Here is a 17,463-nt window from a genome sequence, read left to right as displayed (position 1 = left end):
AGGCTTCCTTTTAAGCTGTAACAGTATCGAGTTGAACAATTTTGTTTTGAATATATTTGAGTCGTAGCCCCAAGGTTACTGCCGCTGTGCTTAGTCCACAGATAAAACCAATCCAAAAACCAGCTGCTGCCATTTGCGGGACTATCCAGTCGGTTAACCCCAATATACATCCAATTGTCATGCCGACTACCCAATAGGATACAAAACTTAAATAGAACATTGCTGTGGTGTCTTTGTAACCACGCAGTGAAGTTCCTGATATTACTTGTACAGCGTCTGAAAATTGAAACATAGCGGCAAATAATAAAAGACTAGATGCTAACTCAATCACAGGTGGATCAATACTGTATAACTTAGCAATAAATTCACTACCAACTATCGTTAAAGTGGCGGTAAAAGCAGCAATGCTAATACCCAAAAAGAAAGCACATTTTGTGGCGATTTTTGCTTGCTCGGGATTTTGCTCGCCAAGTAAATGTCCAATTCGAATACTGGTTGCCATACCAATACTCAAGGGGATCATAAACATCAGTGCAGAAAAGTTTAGTGCCACCTGGTGGGATGCCACCACTATTGATCCAAATGGCGCTAATAAAATGGCCACAGCAGCAAACAATGTGACTTCAAATAGAATGGTCATGGCGATAGGCAAACCTAACTTCAAACATTCCAACATATCTTGATAATGGGGACGGTACAGTTTTGCATACAAGTCATACTTCGCTAGTTTTTTGGATTTGAGTGTATATAACCAAGTAGCAATAAACATAGCTACAAACACTAATGCAGTTGCCACTCCACAACCTGCGCCGCCCATTTCTGGCAAGCCAAATTTACCGTAAATAAGCACATAGTTAACAGGAATATTCACCAATAAACCAACACCCATAATCAGCATGCTAGGTTTAGTAATAGATAAGCCTTCGCAGTAGTTTCTGAGCACTTGATACAAGGCAAAAGCAGGCATCGAATACAGAATATAGTGAATGTAATCTGTGGTAATACGACGTAAATCCTCTTCCATCTGGATATATTGCATTAAAGGTTCAAATACAAAGCCAAACAATACCGCTAGGAGGGAAAATGCCAAGGCAAGCCACACCATTTGATGAGTATAGTTTGCGACTTTATCAATCTGTTTTGAACCATTGAAGCGCGAAATAATAGCTGGTAGGGCAAGGGTTATGCCCTGCACAAACACAATAATGGGTAAGGTAAAACCAAAACCTATGGCCACAGCCGCCATATCGGTAGCTGAATAGCGACCAGCCATAATAGTATCCGACACACCCATCAAAGTTTGGGTGATTTGCGCAACCAGCAAAGGCCACGCCAAATGAACAATTGTTTTTAATTCTTTCTTAAATGCCACAAATCCAACTTCTTATTGTTATTGAAAACTAAAAAAAGATATTCCACCACAGAGGACACAGAGCGCTTCGCTACACAGAGAAAAACAAAATTTCCTTTTTTCTCTGTGCTCTCTGTGTCTGTGGTGAAATATATTTTGCTCGAAGCTTAAAACAGCTGTATATGGACGCTTTCACCCACTTGGACATCCTCCGCATCCTGCTCTAAGACCATATAACAATTAGCATTGGCGATGGAGCTCATGATACCCGATCCTTGTTTGCCATTAGGTTTAACCCAGAGCTCACCTTGATCGTCGCGGTAGAATATACCGCGTTGATAATCTGCTCGTCCTGGTCGTTTACGGATAACACAAGCAGCCTTAGCGACAAAATGTGGTTTGGGTAAATATGTTTGGCCACTTAACTTTTGCAATAATGGTGTAACAAGTTGCTCAAATGTCACATAAGAGGATACTGGGTTACCAGGTAATCCGCAAAACCACGCGCTGCCAATTTGTCCGAATGCAAAGGGTTTTCCGGGTTTAATGGCTACTTTCCAAAAATTAATAGCGCCCAGATTATCCAATATTTCTTTAACGTAATCGGCATCACCTACTGATACGCCACCGCAAGACAATACTAAATCACAAAGGCTGCCAGCTTGTGCAAAAACGGCGTTGAGATCTATTTTGTTATCTTTGACAATGCCAAAATCAAACAAAGTAACGGGGAAAGTATTCAGCATTGCGCTAAGTGCAAAACGATTACTTTCGTAAATAGCACCATCGATAAGAGGTTTGCCTGGGGGGGTTAATTCATCCCCCGTGGCTATAATACCTACTTTAATCAGACGTATGACCGAAATCTCAGCAATACCTACCGAAGCAATTAATGCAATATAGGCAGGGGTAAGTTTAGTGCCTTTAGTTACTACCACTTGGCCTTGCTGAATGTCTTCTCCGGCTTTTCGAACGCTGTTACCCAATTCGGGTATTTGTTTAAAAATAACCGAGTTGTCTTTAACTTCTGTATTTTCTTGCATCACCACTGAATCAGTTCCTTGCGGAATAACAGCACCTGTCATGATCCTGATACATTCTCCAGCCAAAACCTTTTCTTTAAAGGGTTTTCCAGCCAAAGCCGTGCCCACTAATTGTAGTTGGTTAGTATCAGTAAGATCCTCACAGCGCATAGCATAACCGTCCATAGCTGAATTATCATTTGGCGGCACATTAATGCTAGATATCACATCAACTGCTAATACTCTTCCAAGCGCATCTTCCAGTTCTATTTGCTCACTTTCCATAACTGGAATAATGAGATCTAGCATGTTGGAAATAGCTGATTTTATGGGTAAAAGTCCGGGGCTATCGCAGGTTTCGAGCATAAGTTTTATGTTTATCTGTATTAAAAAATGAATTAATGACTATCGTTAAAAAAACGATAAGAGATCTAAAAGTAAAAATACTGGAGTGTTTACCCCAGTGTTTAGCTTAAAGCATATCGATTACAGTTTTTCGATTTTATAACCTTTAGCTTTGAGTTTTGCTAATACGCTATCAGGGCCAGAAAGATGCAATGCGCCAACCAAAATAAACTCTGTGGGTTGGTCATTTAGCATATCAACAATTTTAGGTAACCAATTGTTGTTACGTGTCACCAACAAGTTTTGATAGATCTCAGGATAATCAGCTTTAAAAGGTGTGATGCCTACCTCGGCCATACCTTGCATATCACCTGAAAACCAAGCGGAATGTAATTTGCCAAACAGTTCTGGCATTTTTTCTATTTCTTTTAGGGTGTATTCAATAATGTCATTAGGATCGTCACCGCCCATATTAGCTAGAAAGGCTAGTTGTTCGTTGGGGGTTTCTAGCCAAGCTTGTTCTTTTTCTTGGGTTGTAGCCATATTGGAAAAAAACATATCGACACCTTCACTGGTGTATCCCATAGATTGGAGTTCAATAAAGCTCAATGAAATGGCCAAGAAACTTGGTTTGTAGGAAGCTAAAGCTTGCATGGGTATTTGTCGTGATGATAAATGAATGGCTAGGGCTTTATAGGTCTCTGGTTGCAATACCTTATTGATAGTTGTGCCGTCGCTATACATCATTTTGTACATTATTTTTTGGGCAAATTCTGGCGAATTAGCTGTCTGCAAATCAGTTTCAAAGACAACTTTATCTGATGCTTTGTAAGCCAAATCATATTCTTTTGCTAAAGGATAATCATTAGGAGTGAGAATATGAATGGTGCCTCCAATATATAGACTGTGTTGTTCGTTAGACACTTTCCATACTGAAGCCGCTTGAAGTCCAAGGGTAAATATTAGGCTGGTGCTCAGAGTGAGTGCTTTTATCAAAGTCATTTAGTTACTACCTTTTGCATATGGCTAAAACTATTCAGCAGAATAGCCTTGTAGTGTAGCCGACCGCAACAACATTTAGTTGATTTTTGACGCCCCAACTTGGTGCTGATGCATTGAATAAGAGCAAAATTTCTAGATGACCTAACACAACTCTACTCTAACCGTTTGAATTATAAGACTTTAATAGTTGGCATAATTTCTGTATTAACTAACGCACTAGGCAATGTAAATCATTGCCAAATTTATTTCTCATCTTGTATACAAAAATGTATGCAAGATGACATGGCAAAGAAGCCCATACGTTCCTGAACTGGAATGGTGGGCTTTTTTTTTGCGCTCAAAAAATACAGAAAAATGCAGAGGTGACTCATGTCGAACTTAAACAATGTACACAACGGGAATAACATGCGAATAGTAGTAGTTGGCAATGGCATGGTGGGTCATCATTTTGTTGATCAACTGATACAAGAAAACAATGCAGACAATAACACACAGTTAGATGTTGTGGTGTTGTCAGCAGAGCCAAGGCTTGCCTATGACCGCGTACATTTATCTGAGTATTTTTCTGGCAAAACCGCTGACGAATTAGCCTTAACCACACCAGAATATTATCAAGAGAACAATATTAAGTTTGCCTTGAATGCCAAGGTTATCAATATTAATAAGTTGGCTAAAACAGTCACAACTGAAGCAGGAGAGGTGTTTGAGTATGACAAGCTGGTGTTGTCTACTGGGTCTTATCCTTTTGTACCGCCCATTCCGGGTAACGATCAGCCTCATTGTTTGGTATATCGTACTATTGAAGATCTCGAAAATATCAGTGCTTCATCTGCCGTCAGTAAAGTGGGTGTGGTAGTAGGTGGTGGTTTATTAGGTTTAGAAGCGGCCAACGCTTTAAAAGAAGCAGGTTTACAAACTCACGTAGTTGAATTTGCCCCACAGTTAATGGCCGTGCAGGTAGATAACGGTGGTGGCCGGGTATTACGCAGTAAAATTGAAGATCTTGGCGTACAAGTACATACTCAAAAAGCCACCCAAAGCATTGAAACAGGTGAAACTTGTCGCTACAAAATGTGTTTTGCAGATGGTGAAGTATTAGAAACCGACATGATCTTGTTCTCAGCAGGTATTCGTCCACAAGATACATTGGCCCGTGAATTTGATATCGCCATAGGTGAGCGCGGCGGAATAGTGGTGAACGACCAATGCCTAACCAGTGAAGCTGATATCTACGCTATTGGTGAATGTGCATTATGGAATAACTTTATTTTTGGTTTAGTGGCTCCTGGTTACACTATGGCCAGAGCTGCAGCTAGCCATATTATTGGTGGTGATGTGACTTTCCAAGGTGCGGATATGAGCACTAAACTAAAACTAATGGGCGTTGAAGTAGGGTCAATTGGAGATGCGCATGCTAGAACAGCAGGGGCATTGTGTTACACCTACGAAAACCAGCCACTAGAAGTCTACAAAAAGATTGTGGTCGATGCACATCAGAAAAAATTATTAGGTGCTGTGCTTATTGGCGACACTAGTGATTACGATACTTTACTGCAATACGCATTAAACGATATTGAATTACCGGAACATCCAGAAAGTTTAATTCTACCAGCAGGTGCTGACGCAGCTCCGGCTCTGGGTGCTGACGCATTACCAGACACCGCTACTATCTGTTCATGTCACAACGTATCAAAAGGCGACATCATTGAAGCCTTCGATACCGGCAGTTGTAACTTAGCGGATATTAAATCTTGCACTAAAGCCAGCACAGGTTGCGGCGGTTGTACGGCATTACTTAAAACAGTTGTCGATAGCGAACTAACCAAACGTGGCGTAGAAGTGAAGAAAGATATCTGCGAACACTTCGCGTATTCACGACAAGAAATGTTTCATTTAGTCAAAGTGGCTGGCATCAAAACCTTTGATGAATTGTTAGAAAAACACGGTAAAGGTTTAGGCTGCGAAATATGTAAACCAGTGACCGCGTCTATCCTTGCTTCAGTTTGGAACGATTTTGTACTCAAACCTGATCACGTCAGCCTGCAAGACACTAACGACACTTACCTAGGTAATATGCAAAAAGACGGTACTTATTCAGTGGTACCGCGAATAGCTGGGGGCGAAATCACCCCAGAAAAACTCATAGTATTAGGCCAAGTCGCCAAAGATTATAAGTTGTATACCAAGATCACTGGCGGCCAACGTATTGATTTATTTGGAGCCCGAGTTGAGCAACTTCCCGCTATTTGGAAAACCCTAATCGATGCTGGTTTTGAAACAGGTCATGCCTATGCTAAATCACTTAGAACGGTTAAGTCATGTGTAGGCAGTACTTGGTGTCGTTATGGTGTGCAAGATTCAGTAGGCCAAGCCATAGAGTTAGAAAATCGTTACAAAGGTTTACGAGCACCCCACAAAATTAAATTTGGTGTATCAGGTTGTACCCGTGAATGTGCCGAAGCCCAAAGTAAAGATATAGGTATTATCGCCACCGAAAACGGTTGGAACTTATATGTGTGTGGTAATGGTGGCATGAAACCTCGCCATGGCGACTTGTTTGCTACCGATTTAGACACTGAAACCTTAGTTAAATACATTGACCGCGTGCTGATGTTTTACGTTAGAACAGGGGATCGATTGCAACGTACGTCGGTATGGTTGGAAAATCTAGAAGGCGGCCTTGAGTATTTACAACAAGTGGTGATTGAAGACTCACTAGGTATCTGCGAAGAACTTGAAGCGCAAATGCAAAACGTGGTCGACACCTATCAATGTGAGTGGAAAACCGCCATCGAAAGCGAACATTCTCTTAAACGTTTCCGTCAGTTTGTAAATAGTGACAAATCTGATTTGAACATTGTATTTGTTGAAGAGCGTGAACAAATTCGCCCCGCAACAGAGTCTGAAAAAGAAGTCTTTAGCCAAACACAAAACAGTGAATTAAAAGAAACCGAACTTGCCACAGAATTGGTCTAAGGAGACATATTATGAGTACTTCAAATAATTGGGTAACAGTATGCAGCGACACAGATTTAGTCTCTAACTCTGGGGTCTGCGCTTTATTAAATGACCAACAAATTGCTTTGTTTCAAATAAAAGTCGGCAACGACATACAAATATTCGCAGTCAGTAATTGGGATCCTATTGGCAAAGCCAATGTGTTGTATCGAGGCTTATTGGGCTCTGTGGAAAACGCTAAGGTGATCATTTCACCACTTTACAAACAGCGTTATTGCTTAGATTCAGGTCAGTGCCTAGATGACGATACCATTAAGTTGCTTGTTTACCCGGTGCGTATCGAACAAAACCAAGTACAGTTGCAGTTGGTTGACTAATTGATGTCTTCTAGTCGTCCCATGCTTAAAAGTAATCCATGCAAAGCACCATCTTTGCTTAGCACGACTTGTCCTTACTGCGGAGTGGGCTGTGGCGTGGATGTGCAAATTAATGCTGATAAAAAACTGACAGACTTAAAAGGCAGCAGCGATCATCCGGCAAACTTTGGGAGTTTGTGTGTTAAAGGCAGTAAATTACTAGAAACCAACTCAGCCTCGGGACGTTTACTTAGCCCGATGGTTGACGGTGAAAAAGCCAGCTGGGATGACGCAATTACGCAAGTTGCGACTAAGTTTAAGCAGCTTATTGCAGAGCATGGCCCCGATTCTGTGGCGTTTTATGTATCGGGGCAATTGTTGACCGAAGACTATTACGTTGCCAATAAATTAATGAAAGGTTATATCGGCAGTGCCAATATCGATACCAACTCGAGATTGTGTATGTCGTCAGCCGTGGCCGCTTACAAACGCGCTTTTGGTGCCGATGCTGTGCCTTGTTGTTATGAAGATTTAGAACAAACCGAATTATTGATATTGGTTGGCTCTAACGCAGCTTGGACCCACCCAGTATTATTTCAACGTATCGAACGAGCTAAAAAGCTTAACCCTGATATGCAAGTGGTCACAATTGATCCACGCAAAACCGCTACATCTGAGTTGGCAGATATGCACCTAGCGATTAAGCCCGGCAGCGATGTTGCCTTGTTTAATGGTTTATTAGCATATCTAGCCGCCCAAGATGTATTGGACATCAATTATATCTCAGCCTATACCCAAGGCGTGGCGCAGGTATTAAATAATTGTGCTCCTTGGACCATAACTAAGGTCGCCCAACAATGTGACATCAGTGAATTAGAGTTACTGAGTTTTTACAGACTATTTAGCCAAACCGACAAAGTGGTGACTGCCTACAGTATGGGGGTGAATCAATCCACCTCTGGCACAGACAAAGCTAACAGCATCATTAATTGCCATTTAGCCACTGGTAAAATTGGCCGTGAAGGTTGTGGACCGTTTTCGCTAACGGGTCAGCCAAATGCTATGGGTGGCCGTGAAGTGGGTGGCCTAGCTAATATGTTGGCTTGTCATATGGATATTCACAACGCCGAGCACCGCAAAACAGTGCAAACCTATTGGCAGTCACCAACAATTGCCACTGAACATGGACTCAAAGCAGTAGATTTATTCGAAAATATTCACAATGGTAAGGTCAAAGCTGTTTGGATCATGGCTACAAACCCTATGGTGAGTATGCCTAACAGACAAAAAATTGCCGAAGCTCTAAAAAAATGTGAGCTAGTAGTGGTCTCTGATTGTGTCGCTAAAAACGATACCCTAGATTATGCCCACATTGCATTACCGGCAACAGGCTGGTCAGAAAAAGATGGCACAGTTACCAATTCTGAGCGGCGTATTTCTCGACAACGTGGTTTGTTACCTGCTACAGGCGAAGCGAAACACGATTGGAACATTATTTGTGACGTCGCTAAAGCCATGGGTTTTACTAGTGGTTTTAACTTTGCATCGCCCAGTGAAATATTTGCTGAATACACTGGTCTAACTCAGGCGGATAACAATGGAAGTCGTGGTTTAGACCTGTCTGCACTGTGTGATTTAACCGAAACCCAATACAACCGTTTAAAACCAGTGCAATGGCCGGTAAATAAATCTGCACCTTATGGAACGAAACGATTATTTAGCGATGGAAAATTCTATACCCAAAGTGGTAAAGCACAGTTTGTGGTCACCGAATTCACTGCGCCACAGCAACTGACAAATAACGATTACCCTTTTGTGTTGAACAGTGGCCGAGTGCGAGACCAATGGCATACCATGACGCGCACCGGCAAAACGTCTGAGTTAACCTCACATGTTAACCGCCCGTATTTGGCTGTTCACCCTAAAGATGCCGCAAACTTAACCCTGAAAAATGACGATTTAGTGAGTCTTAGCGCAGCGCATTTTAACAACGCAGCGCATTTTAATGCTGAAAAATCTCAAGTATTATTGCCAGTAGCCATTGACAATAATCAGCGCCAAGGCGAAGTGTTTGCGCCCATTCATTGGAGTGCTAGCAATGCCTCTAGTGCCAATATTACCGCCCTTTATACCGACGCAAACGACAAAATATCAGGCCAACCTGAACTCAAACATGCTGCGGTTAAACTTCAGAAAGTTACTTACCAACATTATGGTCAACTCTTTATTCAGCAAGCGCTTAATGTTGAGTTGTTAAGAAAATATTTCGAATATTTTGTCACTAGTCCTGTCGAGAAAGGTCACTTAGTATTTTTTGCCACAGATCAAGATCCAGTAAATATTAAGCGTAACCTGCAATTACAATTGCCACTGTATGACGAATGGATTAATGCCACAGGAACAGACTTAAACAGCACCTGTGCTATGCGCCAAGGTGTGATGTCATTGATCATGTTTATTTCGCCTAGCAACATTGAAGTCGATCCTAGCTGGATCAATAGTTTGCTCAACAGCGAAAATGTCACCTCTGAGCAGCTTCATGGTTTACTTAACATGCAACCTGATGAGCAATTCAAACAAGGAAAATTGGTGTGTAGCTGTTTTAAAGTCGGCGAAAACACCATCATTGACGCAATCAAAACGGGTTGCGACTCAGTAGACAGTTTAGGTAAACAGTTAAAATGCGGTACTAATTGTGGCTCATGTAAGTCTGAACTGAGCCAAATGCTTAAACAATATAAACCCAATAATATTGTCATCGAACAAGACCAACTAATTGCCTTGGAGGCCGTATCATGAGCACAGAAAAAGCATTACTTTCTTGGAGCTTAACGGGATTACTTCATTTTTTGTCTAACCATAATGTTAACCCCAGCAATGTATTGCCTAATTGGTTAAACCGTTATGTCACCCATAAGTCGCGTGTTCAGTATCCTAAACGTGCCGACAAAGGCCATGTTTATTTGATTGGTGCTGGGCCGGGAGATGCAGAGTTATTGACTTTAAAAGCCCACCGCTTAATTCAACAAGCCGATGTGGTGATGTTCGATTGGTTAGTTAATCCAGACATTATTAATATGATCCCAAGCCACGTAGAACGAGTGTTTGTGGGTAAAAAGTGCGGGCAACACAGTATGCAGCAGGCTGATATTTGTCAGTTGATGGTAGAAGTGGCGCTAACAGGTAAAAACATTGTGCGTTTAAAAGGTGGTGACCCAGCCATTTTTGCTAGGGCCGCAGAAGAATGTGACATATTAGCGAAGCACCACATCGACTTTGCCATAGTGCCGGGCATTACAGCTGCATCGGGCGCTTCGGCTTATGCTGGTATTCCTCTTACCCATAGAGAATGTGCGCAATCTGTGCGTTTTATAACTGCGCATTTAAAATCAGCCACAGAAGAACCTAACTGGCAAGCGCTGGTGGCGGGTGCAAGTGGCTCACCTTCTTCTTCTAGTGGTGAAACACTGGTGTTTTACATGGGGCTTAAACGTATCGGCACTATTATGCAACGCCTCGAAACCCATGGGTTAAAGGCGAGCACACCAGTTGCAGTGATTGATCAAGCTTCAACTGCACAACAACAAGTGTGTATTGGTACTCTAGAAAATATCGCCCAGCGCGTAGCCGAACAAAATTTTCAAGGGCCAGCAGTGACTATAGTGGGTGAGGTGGTGAATAAACGCCATAAAGTAAACTTATCGCTGTTATCACAATCAACTGCCGATTTAAGCGTCACAGCCTAATTAACCAGAATTTAGGTTAAATAACCTAAGCATTGGATGTATACAATGCTTTAATAAATCTGTACGTAAAGGCGTTTTTACCGTATAGAACTCAAAGGCTTCGCACACAGAGAAAAAAGACCTAATACAGATGGCCGCTTTGGCTTTCCTCTGTGGCCTTCTTTTCCTCTGTGGTTAATGTTTTTTGCTATTTTGCCGCGTTATTCAAGGTAGAATATCCAACATACCAAATAAGAATTTTAAGTTATGTCAGACACTCCTATAGAATTTAAAGACTTTATTCGCATAATTGGCCGTGGCCAAAGGGCAGGGCGTACCTTAACCATGCTCGAAGCCGAGCAGGCCATGAGCATGATCATCAATGGTCAAGCCACAGCCGAACAAAAAGGTGCGTTTTTGATGTTGCTACGGGTTAGAGAAGAAACCCCTGAAGAATTAACCGGTTTTAGTCAAGCATTCCGTGCCCATACGCCTACTAGTATTACTGAATTATCCGTTGATTTAGACATGGGCTGTTACGCCGGTAAACGGAGGCACCTACCTTGGTTTTTATTAGCTGTTATGTTGCTGGCCAAAAATGGCAAAAGAGTATTTTTGCATGGCACCCACGAACCAGACTCAAAACGTTTATATCTAAAAGAAGTCTTACCACAAATTGGTTTTGAAGTGGCACAAACCCCAGACCAAGCAAAGGTGGCCTTAGATACCTTAGGTTTTGCCTACATGGATCTAAAACACATTAATCCGCAACTCGACGGCATTATTCAATTGCGGGAGCAATTTGGTTTACGTTCCTGTGCCAACACCTTAGCCAGAATGTTAAACCCGTCAAACGCAGCACATAGCCTGCAAGGTATTTTTCACCGCAAGATAGACGTAAAACACCGCGAAACAGCAGCTTTATTAAATGATGCCAATGTATTATGTTTTAGAGGCGAAGGCGGGGAAGTGGAATTTAACCCCTTACGAGATGTCACCCTGCATCTTAGTCGTAGCGCACAGCAATCCAGCGAAGAAGTAAAAGCCACCTGCGAAACCTTTATAACCAAACCTCAAGAACTTGATGCTAAACAGTTAATAAGTATTTGGAACGGTGAGCTTGACGATACCTACGCTAACTATGGGGTAGTGGGGACCTTAAGTTTAATGTTGGTGTTAGTGGATAAACTTGATTGGAATGTGGCTTATCAACAAGCCCAGCAGATGTGGCAAGGGCGTGATAAAACATGGCCTGTGGCTTTACCTAAATATAATTTAGCAGCTGAAACTTTTGATACTACGGGTAAACATTATGCACACTAAAGTCTAGACAGTGGACTCACCACCGAGTTACCGCCTCGTTGCAAAATGTGGGTATAGATTTGAGTGGTACGTAAATCGGCATGGCCGAGTTGATCTTGGACTGTGCGAATGTCTGCGCCGGATTGGAGTAGGTGGGTGGCGAAACTGTGACGTAAGGTGTGTGGGGTGACGTGTTTTTGAATTTTTGCTTTGAGAGCTGCACTACGAACACATTTTTGCACTGTAGTTTCATCACTGTGATGCCTTCTCAGCAGTTTACTTTCTGGATCAATTGACAGTTTTATACTTGGAAATAGGTATTGCCAAGATAAAGTTTTAATTGCGGTTTGATACTTAACCCTTAGCCGATTAGGTAAATAAACACCTGCGTAATCAGGATGAGCGAGATCAGAGTTTAAATATTGTTCAACCAAAACAATTTGACTACGCAGTGCTGGGTGAAGTTCAGGTGCCAAGGTGACCACTCTATGTTTGCCGCCTTTACCATTCCAAACTTTTATACATGAAAAATCAAAATCTACATCTTTGACTCTTAGGCGTACAGCTTCCATTAATCTCAATCCACTTCCATAAAGTAGAGATACCAGCAATTTTTGATTTGCACTGATGAAGGAAAAAAGACTTTTTACTTCATCATGTGTCAACACAACAGGTAACTTAGCTTGACGACTGCTCTTTACAAAATTCAATTTAATATTCAGCGGTTTATTGATAATGTCTTTATATAAAAAGACTAATGCATTCAATGCGCTAGTCTGGGTGCTTGGCGCTGAATCCAATTTGATGACTAGATGATTTAAGAATTGCTCGACTTCATTATCGCCCATTTGTGCAGGATGCCGTTTTTGATGAAAGCATATGTAGCGGTAAATCCAATGAACATAACTTTCGATAGTCTTTTTGGCGTAATGCCGTTGATACATGCATTCTGAGATGTGGGTTAAAAAAGGTGATTTTTCATTTTTTTAATATTAATATAACTGTAATTATATACAGTTATAGTTTCTAACCCGTATATATGCAAGATCACGGATAATTGCCGTATTTTTACAGTGGCGCAACTTTGATATTGGAAGAACCTTATGTGTTGTAATAACTTAGGCTCTATGCTTAGAATAAGGTAAAACTTATATACGGATAAAGTCCGTGTTTAAACACGGACTTTATCTATTTATTAATATTGTTAGGCTACTGTGGCGCATCGTGTATATACGTTAAATATTTTAAAGGAAAGTTATGACTCTTGTCGTTTCTTGGACTAGAAAAACCAATACTGGCCGTGAACTCTGGGTTATGTCAGATAGCAGGCTTAGTGGAGGTAAATGTTGGGATTATGGTCCCAAGGTATTCGGAATAGGCCGCAGTGATGCTGTTATGGCATTTGCAGGGGATACAGCGTGGACTTATCCATTAATTGCACAGGTTACATCTTATGTAGAGTCATTTGTTAACTTACGTGAGCGGGCAATAGATTTTATTGATGCGCAAGAAAAAATAATTCAGATGCTTAACAAATCACTTCATTTTGTCTCTGACGCCGCCTGCGCATCAGAAGAAGTACCTGAGTGTACATTCATTTTTGCAGGGTACTCCGCTAAAAAGCAATGCTTCATTCTTAATAAAATAATTTTTCATCCTAAGCTTAAAAAGTTTGAAATAAGGCGTGGTAAAAAAGTCAATGACGAATTACTAGCTGTAATTGGTGATCAAGGACCTGTCAGTGAAATTTCTAGCCGTATATCTCAAATAGAAAAAAATCACACTGATACTGACTTTAAACTTGGTATGGTTCCTTCCGAAGTATTTTTCGATATTTTATCATCTGGTCAATTTCGAGAGATCGGCGGAGCCCCGCAACTAACAAAGATATACCAGAATATGAACCAAAAACACTTCGGTGTTTATTGGCCTCCTGAATTACCTAACGAAGAACAAAAAATCTATCTTCGTGGTCGTGAGTTAGGCAAATACGAGGTGCTAGACCACCCATGGGTATTTGCCCCATCAGAAGGTAGATTTTACTGGCATGATTTTTCTCCTGATGAGATGAGAGCTAAATCAAATGCAGAAAAGGAACTAGTCTCTTTGCAATCTAGAAAGTAGCCTAACAAGGCATTTAGACGGAACAAAAACAGTGGGTTACGTTTCGCTTCGCTACACATTTTAACCCACTATTTTTGTCCGCTTAATGCGGCGTTAGGTAACTAAGGGAGTTTTGTTGTTTTGAATATAATCCGATTCATCTTTGTGTTCCTCATTAGCGGTTGCGTGTCGTCAGAAAATCAAGTGATTGGCTATCTTGGTTTCGTTGATAATGATAAATGGGCAATTCAATTTAACGATTGTTCAGTAATTTCATTTGAGCAAGCACAGCAATATGTCTGGTTTGATCGAGAGCTGAATTCGATAAGTTGTTACACGTTAAATGATAACGACACATCAACAATAAGAAACAAACCAATCCGAGTTTACTCTCAACCCAGCAAGGCTTCGGAGTATAAAGAAATATTAAAATTCAGTGAGCTAACTGTTTCAAAATCTGGCTGGGGCACTTTTCCGAGTGTCTATAAAAAGGTGAATTCAAATTGGTTCAAAGTTGCTGATGGTTGGGTTCACTTGAGTTCCTCTGACAAAGCTTTCGCTAACTTCTATTCAGGTCTTCAAGATGTTAAAGGAAAAAAAGAGCACGATGCATATTATTTAAATCATTAGCAATGGTGTTCGAGGGTACTTGCCTAACAAGGCTATCAAACGGACACGTACAGTTTGCTCGCGCTTCGCGCAGTTTAGCAAATTGTACTTAGCCGCTTATAGCGGCGTTAGGTTTTACAGGAAGTTTCGAGAATATGTCTAAGTTTGGAAGAAGTATAAGAATATTTTTAGCTGACGGTAGTCCTACTGGATTGCGCCATGTAGAAATAGCTAACTGGTCAGGTCAAGCTTTAGCTTGTCCCCGAAGTCGATTTTCGGAGCTAGGAAAATGGGAAGAGTCAAAACGACCTGGCGTATATTTTTTATTTGAAAATTCTGCAGGTGATAACAATGTTGCATACATTGGTGAATCTGAAGACGTATTTAAAAGACTTGCAGATCATGACCGTAAAAAAGAATTTTGGAATGAGGTGATAATCTTTACAAGTAAAGATGAAAACCTAACAAAAGGTCATATTAAATACCTAGAGGCAAGGCTCGTAGAAATCAGTAAGTCAGCTGATAGATATGAATTAGAAAATAGTAATACACCCACCAAATCTAATCTTCCTCGCGCTGACGCTGCGGCAATGGAAGAGTTTGTCGATAATATTCGTATTGTTTTAGGTAGTTTAAGCCATAGAATTTTAGAGTCTGTTTCTTCAGGGGCTGTTCAAACTATTGTTGAGCCAAAAGAAGACTCTCTAATAAATTACCCATTTAGCTTTAAGGTAAATAAAGTCACCGCACAAGGCAGAGTTACAGATGATGGCTTCTTACTTTTACAAGGTTCGCAAATCGCACATAAATCTTCACCGAGTATGCCGGGTAAAAATTTACTCATTAAACAGCAAATGATCTCTGATGGTCTTCTAGAAGATAAAGGTAGTTTTTACCTATTGCTCAAAGATAAGCTAATGAGTTCATCTTCATATGCAGCCGCATTAGTTGCAGGCAATAGTCGCAGTGGTCCACAGAGTTGGAAAACTCCTGAGGGTGACTATTTAAAAGTAATCGAAGAGCGGTTGGTAAGTAAAACCTAACAAGAACTTCAAACGGAAAAAATACAGTTGGCTGTTTCACTTCGTTCACATTATAGCCAACTATATTTTTCCGCTTAAGTAGGCGTTATGTGTATATGTTAACTGATGGAGAGGTTTTTGCTATTTGCAATTTATGTAAATAATCTTGAGCAAGCTCTAAGTTGTCATTTGATATACCACGTTGCTGATTAAATTCCATTTGCCCTTTTATCGACTCGAACATATCAAATTTTTCATTCATGATTGCGTCTGATTTAGTTGCATTCCGTAGTGTACCATTATCATTTACTAGTATAAGGGCTTGTGCACCAAAAGTCGCACTAGGTTCATCGGGAAATAATGCACCAGATAATATGGCAGCTTCATTTCGAGACATATTACTTGGGTCTATATATTGGGCTAATTCATGTATAGAGGATACTTCTTGCGCAACCATAGCACTTTGGGTTTTATTGTCCGGCAAAGAATTGCCGGTTTTATATGCTTCTTTTGCCGGAGCCATATAAGTAGTACTGGTAATTTGCATTTTAGCCTCTAAAATAATAAGTTTTCAATTATCAAGCGAAATTTGTGCCAACAGTGTTGTGAGTGTTCTGCTAGACACACATAACAAGAAAATAAACTAGGAAAAATAGAGTTTGCCGATTTTTTGCAAAGAACCGCAAAAAAGCGTCCAACTCAATTTTCCTGTTATTTAGGCGTTATATGGCAAGGAATGTACGTTGAATAAATTCACATGGGGAGCAATTTTTGTTTCTCTCATTGTTCTGGTGGGTTCTGTGACAATCGCATTTCTCCCAACAGCACATGAACAGTGGCGTTCGGTGAAAATGGAACATTTGGCAAGTGAACCCACTGAAACACTCATTACTCTCGAAAAAACTGCTCTTGCGGGCATAATTAAGATAGTTTCAACTTATAACAATCAATATGTTGGGAACGCAGAAAGTCGAATTAGTGATTTAAAGTGGGTCATATCGGTTCAAGGCATATGCATCTTATTTTTAATTGCAGTTCTGTTTTTTTCCAAAAAGAAACGGCAAATTAAACATGTGTAAATTGCCATATAACAAGCCAAGTCAGCGGGAATTTTACTCGCTGCACAACGCTCATAAAATCCCCTGCTTGGGGCGTTATGTACCTACAAGGATCCCGTAAGTGACTAAGTCTGTAGCAATTACAATTAATGAAGAATTTTCGAGAGTTAAGTTTCTCAAAAACAGAACACCTGAAACTAACGATGAGGAAACAAAAGATGCTTTTGCTTTGTTATCCGAATATAGAGATGGCGGAATATATGTTGCTCACTACTCAGGCTTTAGTGAATGGGAAAGACACTTAAATGGTGACGAGTTCGTTCAAATTTTAGGTGGGGAGACTATGTTGATTCTTCTGGAAGGTAATCAGGAGAAACGTAACAATTTGTCATCTGGTCAAATGTTGGTTATTCCAAAGGGTGTTTGGCACCGCTTCGAATCAGCTAATGGTGTTAAGGTAATGACTATAACGCCGCAACCAACAGAACATAGTACCGAGCGGCCAATCGGTACATAACACATATGAGCCTCCGGTCGGTCAATAGGTATTAGTCATCTTTTGATCACTTTTTCAAGATCAATCCAAATCTCTGAGCTAAGCCGTATACTT

At 40.8% G+C, this 17,463-nt stretch carries 15 protein-coding genes; 10 read left to right on the top strand and 5 right to left on the bottom strand.

Annotation, left to right across the window (positions count from 1 at the left end; genetic code table 11):
- Positions 1-10: 10 nt before the first annotated feature.
- The 3 genes from GARC_RS24245 to GARC_RS24235 form a co-directional block, all read right to left on the bottom strand.
- Positions 11-1,372, bottom strand: coding sequence for an MATE family efflux transporter (locus GARC_RS24245; RefSeq protein WP_007625563.1), 1,362 nt, complete (start codon positions 1,370-1,372; stop codon positions 11-13).
- Between the two features lie 146 nt (positions 1,373-1,518).
- Positions 1,519-2,739, bottom strand: coding sequence for a molybdopterin molybdotransferase MoeA (gene moeA, locus GARC_RS24240; protein WP_039990466.1), 1,221 nt, complete (start codon positions 2,737-2,739; stop codon positions 1,519-1,521).
- 120 nt (positions 2,740-2,859) lie between these two features.
- Positions 2,860-3,720: a TraB/GumN family protein gene (locus GARC_RS24235; RefSeq protein ID WP_007625559.1), complete on the bottom strand. Its 861-nt coding sequence runs from the start codon at positions 3,718-3,720 to the stop codon at positions 2,860-2,862.
- Between the two features lie 405 nt (positions 3,721-4,125).
- Between GARC_RS24235 and nirB the strand changes: the two genes are divergently transcribed.
- From nirB to GARC_RS24210, 5 genes are all read left to right on the top strand, one after another.
- Positions 4,126-6,696: a nitrite reductase large subunit NirB gene (gene nirB / locus GARC_RS24230; RefSeq protein WP_007625557.1), complete on the top strand. Its 2,571-nt coding sequence runs from the start codon at positions 4,126-4,128 to the stop codon at positions 6,694-6,696.
- 11 nt (positions 6,697-6,707) lie between these two features.
- The gene (gene nirD, locus GARC_RS24225) at positions 6,708-7,055 is read left to right on the top strand and encodes a nitrite reductase small subunit NirD (RefSeq protein WP_007625554.1); all 348 of its coding nucleotides are present in this window, start codon (positions 6,708-6,710) and stop codon (positions 7,053-7,055) included.
- Positions 7,056-7,058: 3 nt separating this feature from the next.
- Positions 7,059-9,833, top strand: coding sequence for a nitrate reductase (locus GARC_RS24220; protein ID WP_039990473.1), 2,775 nt, complete (start codon positions 7,059-7,061; stop codon positions 9,831-9,833).
- Positions 9,830-10,780: a uroporphyrinogen-III C-methyltransferase gene (gene cobA, locus GARC_RS24215; protein WP_007625551.1), complete on the top strand. Its 951-nt coding sequence runs from the start codon at positions 9,830-9,832 to the stop codon at positions 10,778-10,780. Before GARC_RS24220 ends, cobA begins: the two co-directional genes overlap by 4 nt.
- A 246-nt stretch (positions 10,781-11,026) precedes the next feature.
- Entirely contained in the window at positions 11,027-12,082 is a 1,056-nt protein-coding gene (locus tag GARC_RS24210; RefSeq protein ID WP_007625550.1) for a glycosyl transferase family protein, read from the top strand.
- On the opposite strand, the gene GARC_RS24205 is transcribed toward GARC_RS24210, so the two are convergent.
- Positions 12,079-13,017 (bottom strand): integron integrase, encoded by a 939-nt coding sequence (locus GARC_RS24205; RefSeq protein WP_039990462.1) that lies wholly within the window; start codon positions 13,015-13,017, stop codon positions 12,079-12,081. The genes GARC_RS24210 and GARC_RS24205 overlap by 4 nt on opposite strands.
- A 301-nt stretch (positions 13,018-13,318) precedes the next feature.
- Between GARC_RS24205 and GARC_RS24200 the strand changes: the two genes are divergently transcribed.
- The 3 genes from GARC_RS24200 to GARC_RS24190 all read left to right on the top strand — a co-directional run bounded on the left by GARC_RS24200 (position 13,319) and on the right by GARC_RS24190 (position 15,816).
- Entirely contained in the window at positions 13,319-14,185 is an 867-nt protein-coding gene (locus tag GARC_RS24200) for a hypothetical protein (RefSeq protein WP_007625548.1), read from the top strand.
- A gap of 165 nt (positions 14,186-14,350) precedes the next feature.
- Positions 14,351-14,794 carry a hypothetical protein gene (locus tag GARC_RS24195; RefSeq protein ID WP_007625547.1) on the top strand — a complete coding sequence of 148 codons (444 nt, stop codon included), beginning with the start codon at positions 14,351-14,353 and terminating at the stop codon, positions 14,792-14,794.
- Between the two features lie 134 nt (positions 14,795-14,928).
- Entirely contained in the window at positions 14,929-15,816 is an 888-nt protein-coding gene (locus tag GARC_RS24190) for a GIY-YIG nuclease family protein (RefSeq protein WP_007625546.1), read from the top strand.
- Between the two features lie 85 nt (positions 15,817-15,901).
- On the opposite strand, the gene GARC_RS24185 is transcribed toward GARC_RS24190, so the two are convergent.
- On the bottom strand, positions 15,902-16,342 hold the full coding sequence (locus GARC_RS24185) for a hypothetical protein (RefSeq protein ID WP_007625545.1): 441 nt from the start codon (positions 16,340-16,342) through the stop codon (positions 15,902-15,904).
- Between the two features lie 196 nt (positions 16,343-16,538).
- Here GARC_RS24185 and GARC_RS24180 point away from each other — a divergent pair, with 196 nt between their 5' ends.
- Both GARC_RS24180 and GARC_RS24175 read left to right on the top strand, forming a co-directional pair.
- Positions 16,539-16,874 (top strand): hypothetical protein, encoded by a 336-nt coding sequence (locus GARC_RS24180; RefSeq protein WP_039990459.1) that lies wholly within the window; start codon positions 16,539-16,541, stop codon positions 16,872-16,874.
- A gap of 100 nt (positions 16,875-16,974) precedes the next feature.
- Positions 16,975-17,370 (top strand): cupin domain-containing protein, encoded by a 396-nt coding sequence (locus GARC_RS24175; protein ID WP_007625542.1) that lies wholly within the window; start codon positions 16,975-16,977, stop codon positions 17,368-17,370.
- Positions 17,371-17,463: the final 93 nt, after the last annotated feature.

Origin of the sequence: Paraglaciecola arctica BSs20135, assembly GCF_000314995.1 — a bacterium.
GTDB lineage: Bacteria > Pseudomonadota > Gammaproteobacteria > Enterobacterales > Alteromonadaceae > Paraglaciecola > Paraglaciecola arctica.
The sequence above is the reverse complement of the archived record's forward strand: the minus strand, read 5'-3'. Positions and strand labels throughout refer to the sequence as shown.

Excerpts from the sequence above, each read along its gene's own strand:
- moeA (WP_039990466.1), bottom strand. The coding sequence starts at position 2,739 with ATGCTCGAAACCTGCGATAGCCCCGGACTTTTACCCATAAAATCAGCT.
- GARC_RS24235 (WP_007625559.1), bottom strand. The coding sequence starts at position 3,720 with ATGACTTTGATAAAAGCACTCACTCTGAGCACCAGCCTAATATTTACC.
- nirB (WP_007625557.1), top strand. The coding sequence starts at position 4,126 with ATGCGAATAGTAGTAGTTGGCAATGGCATGGTGGGTCATCATTTTGTT.
- nirD (WP_007625554.1), top strand. The coding sequence starts at position 6,708 with ATGAGTACTTCAAATAATTGGGTAACAGTATGCAGCGACACAGATTTA.
- GARC_RS24220 (WP_039990473.1), top strand. The coding sequence starts at position 7,059 with ATGTCTTCTAGTCGTCCCATGCTTAAAAGTAATCCATGCAAAGCACCA.
- cobA (WP_007625551.1), top strand. The coding sequence starts at position 9,830 with ATGAGCACAGAAAAAGCATTACTTTCTTGGAGCTTAACGGGATTACTT.
- GARC_RS24210 (WP_007625550.1), top strand. The coding sequence starts at position 11,027 with ATGTCAGACACTCCTATAGAATTTAAAGACTTTATTCGCATAATTGGC.
- GARC_RS24200 (WP_007625548.1), top strand. The coding sequence starts at position 13,319 with ATGACTCTTGTCGTTTCTTGGACTAGAAAAACCAATACTGGCCGTGAA.
- GARC_RS24190 (WP_007625546.1), top strand. The coding sequence starts at position 14,929 with ATGTCTAAGTTTGGAAGAAGTATAAGAATATTTTTAGCTGACGGTAGT.
- GARC_RS24185 (WP_007625545.1), bottom strand. The coding sequence starts at position 16,342 with ATGCAAATTACCAGTACTACTTATATGGCTCCGGCAAAAGAAGCATAT.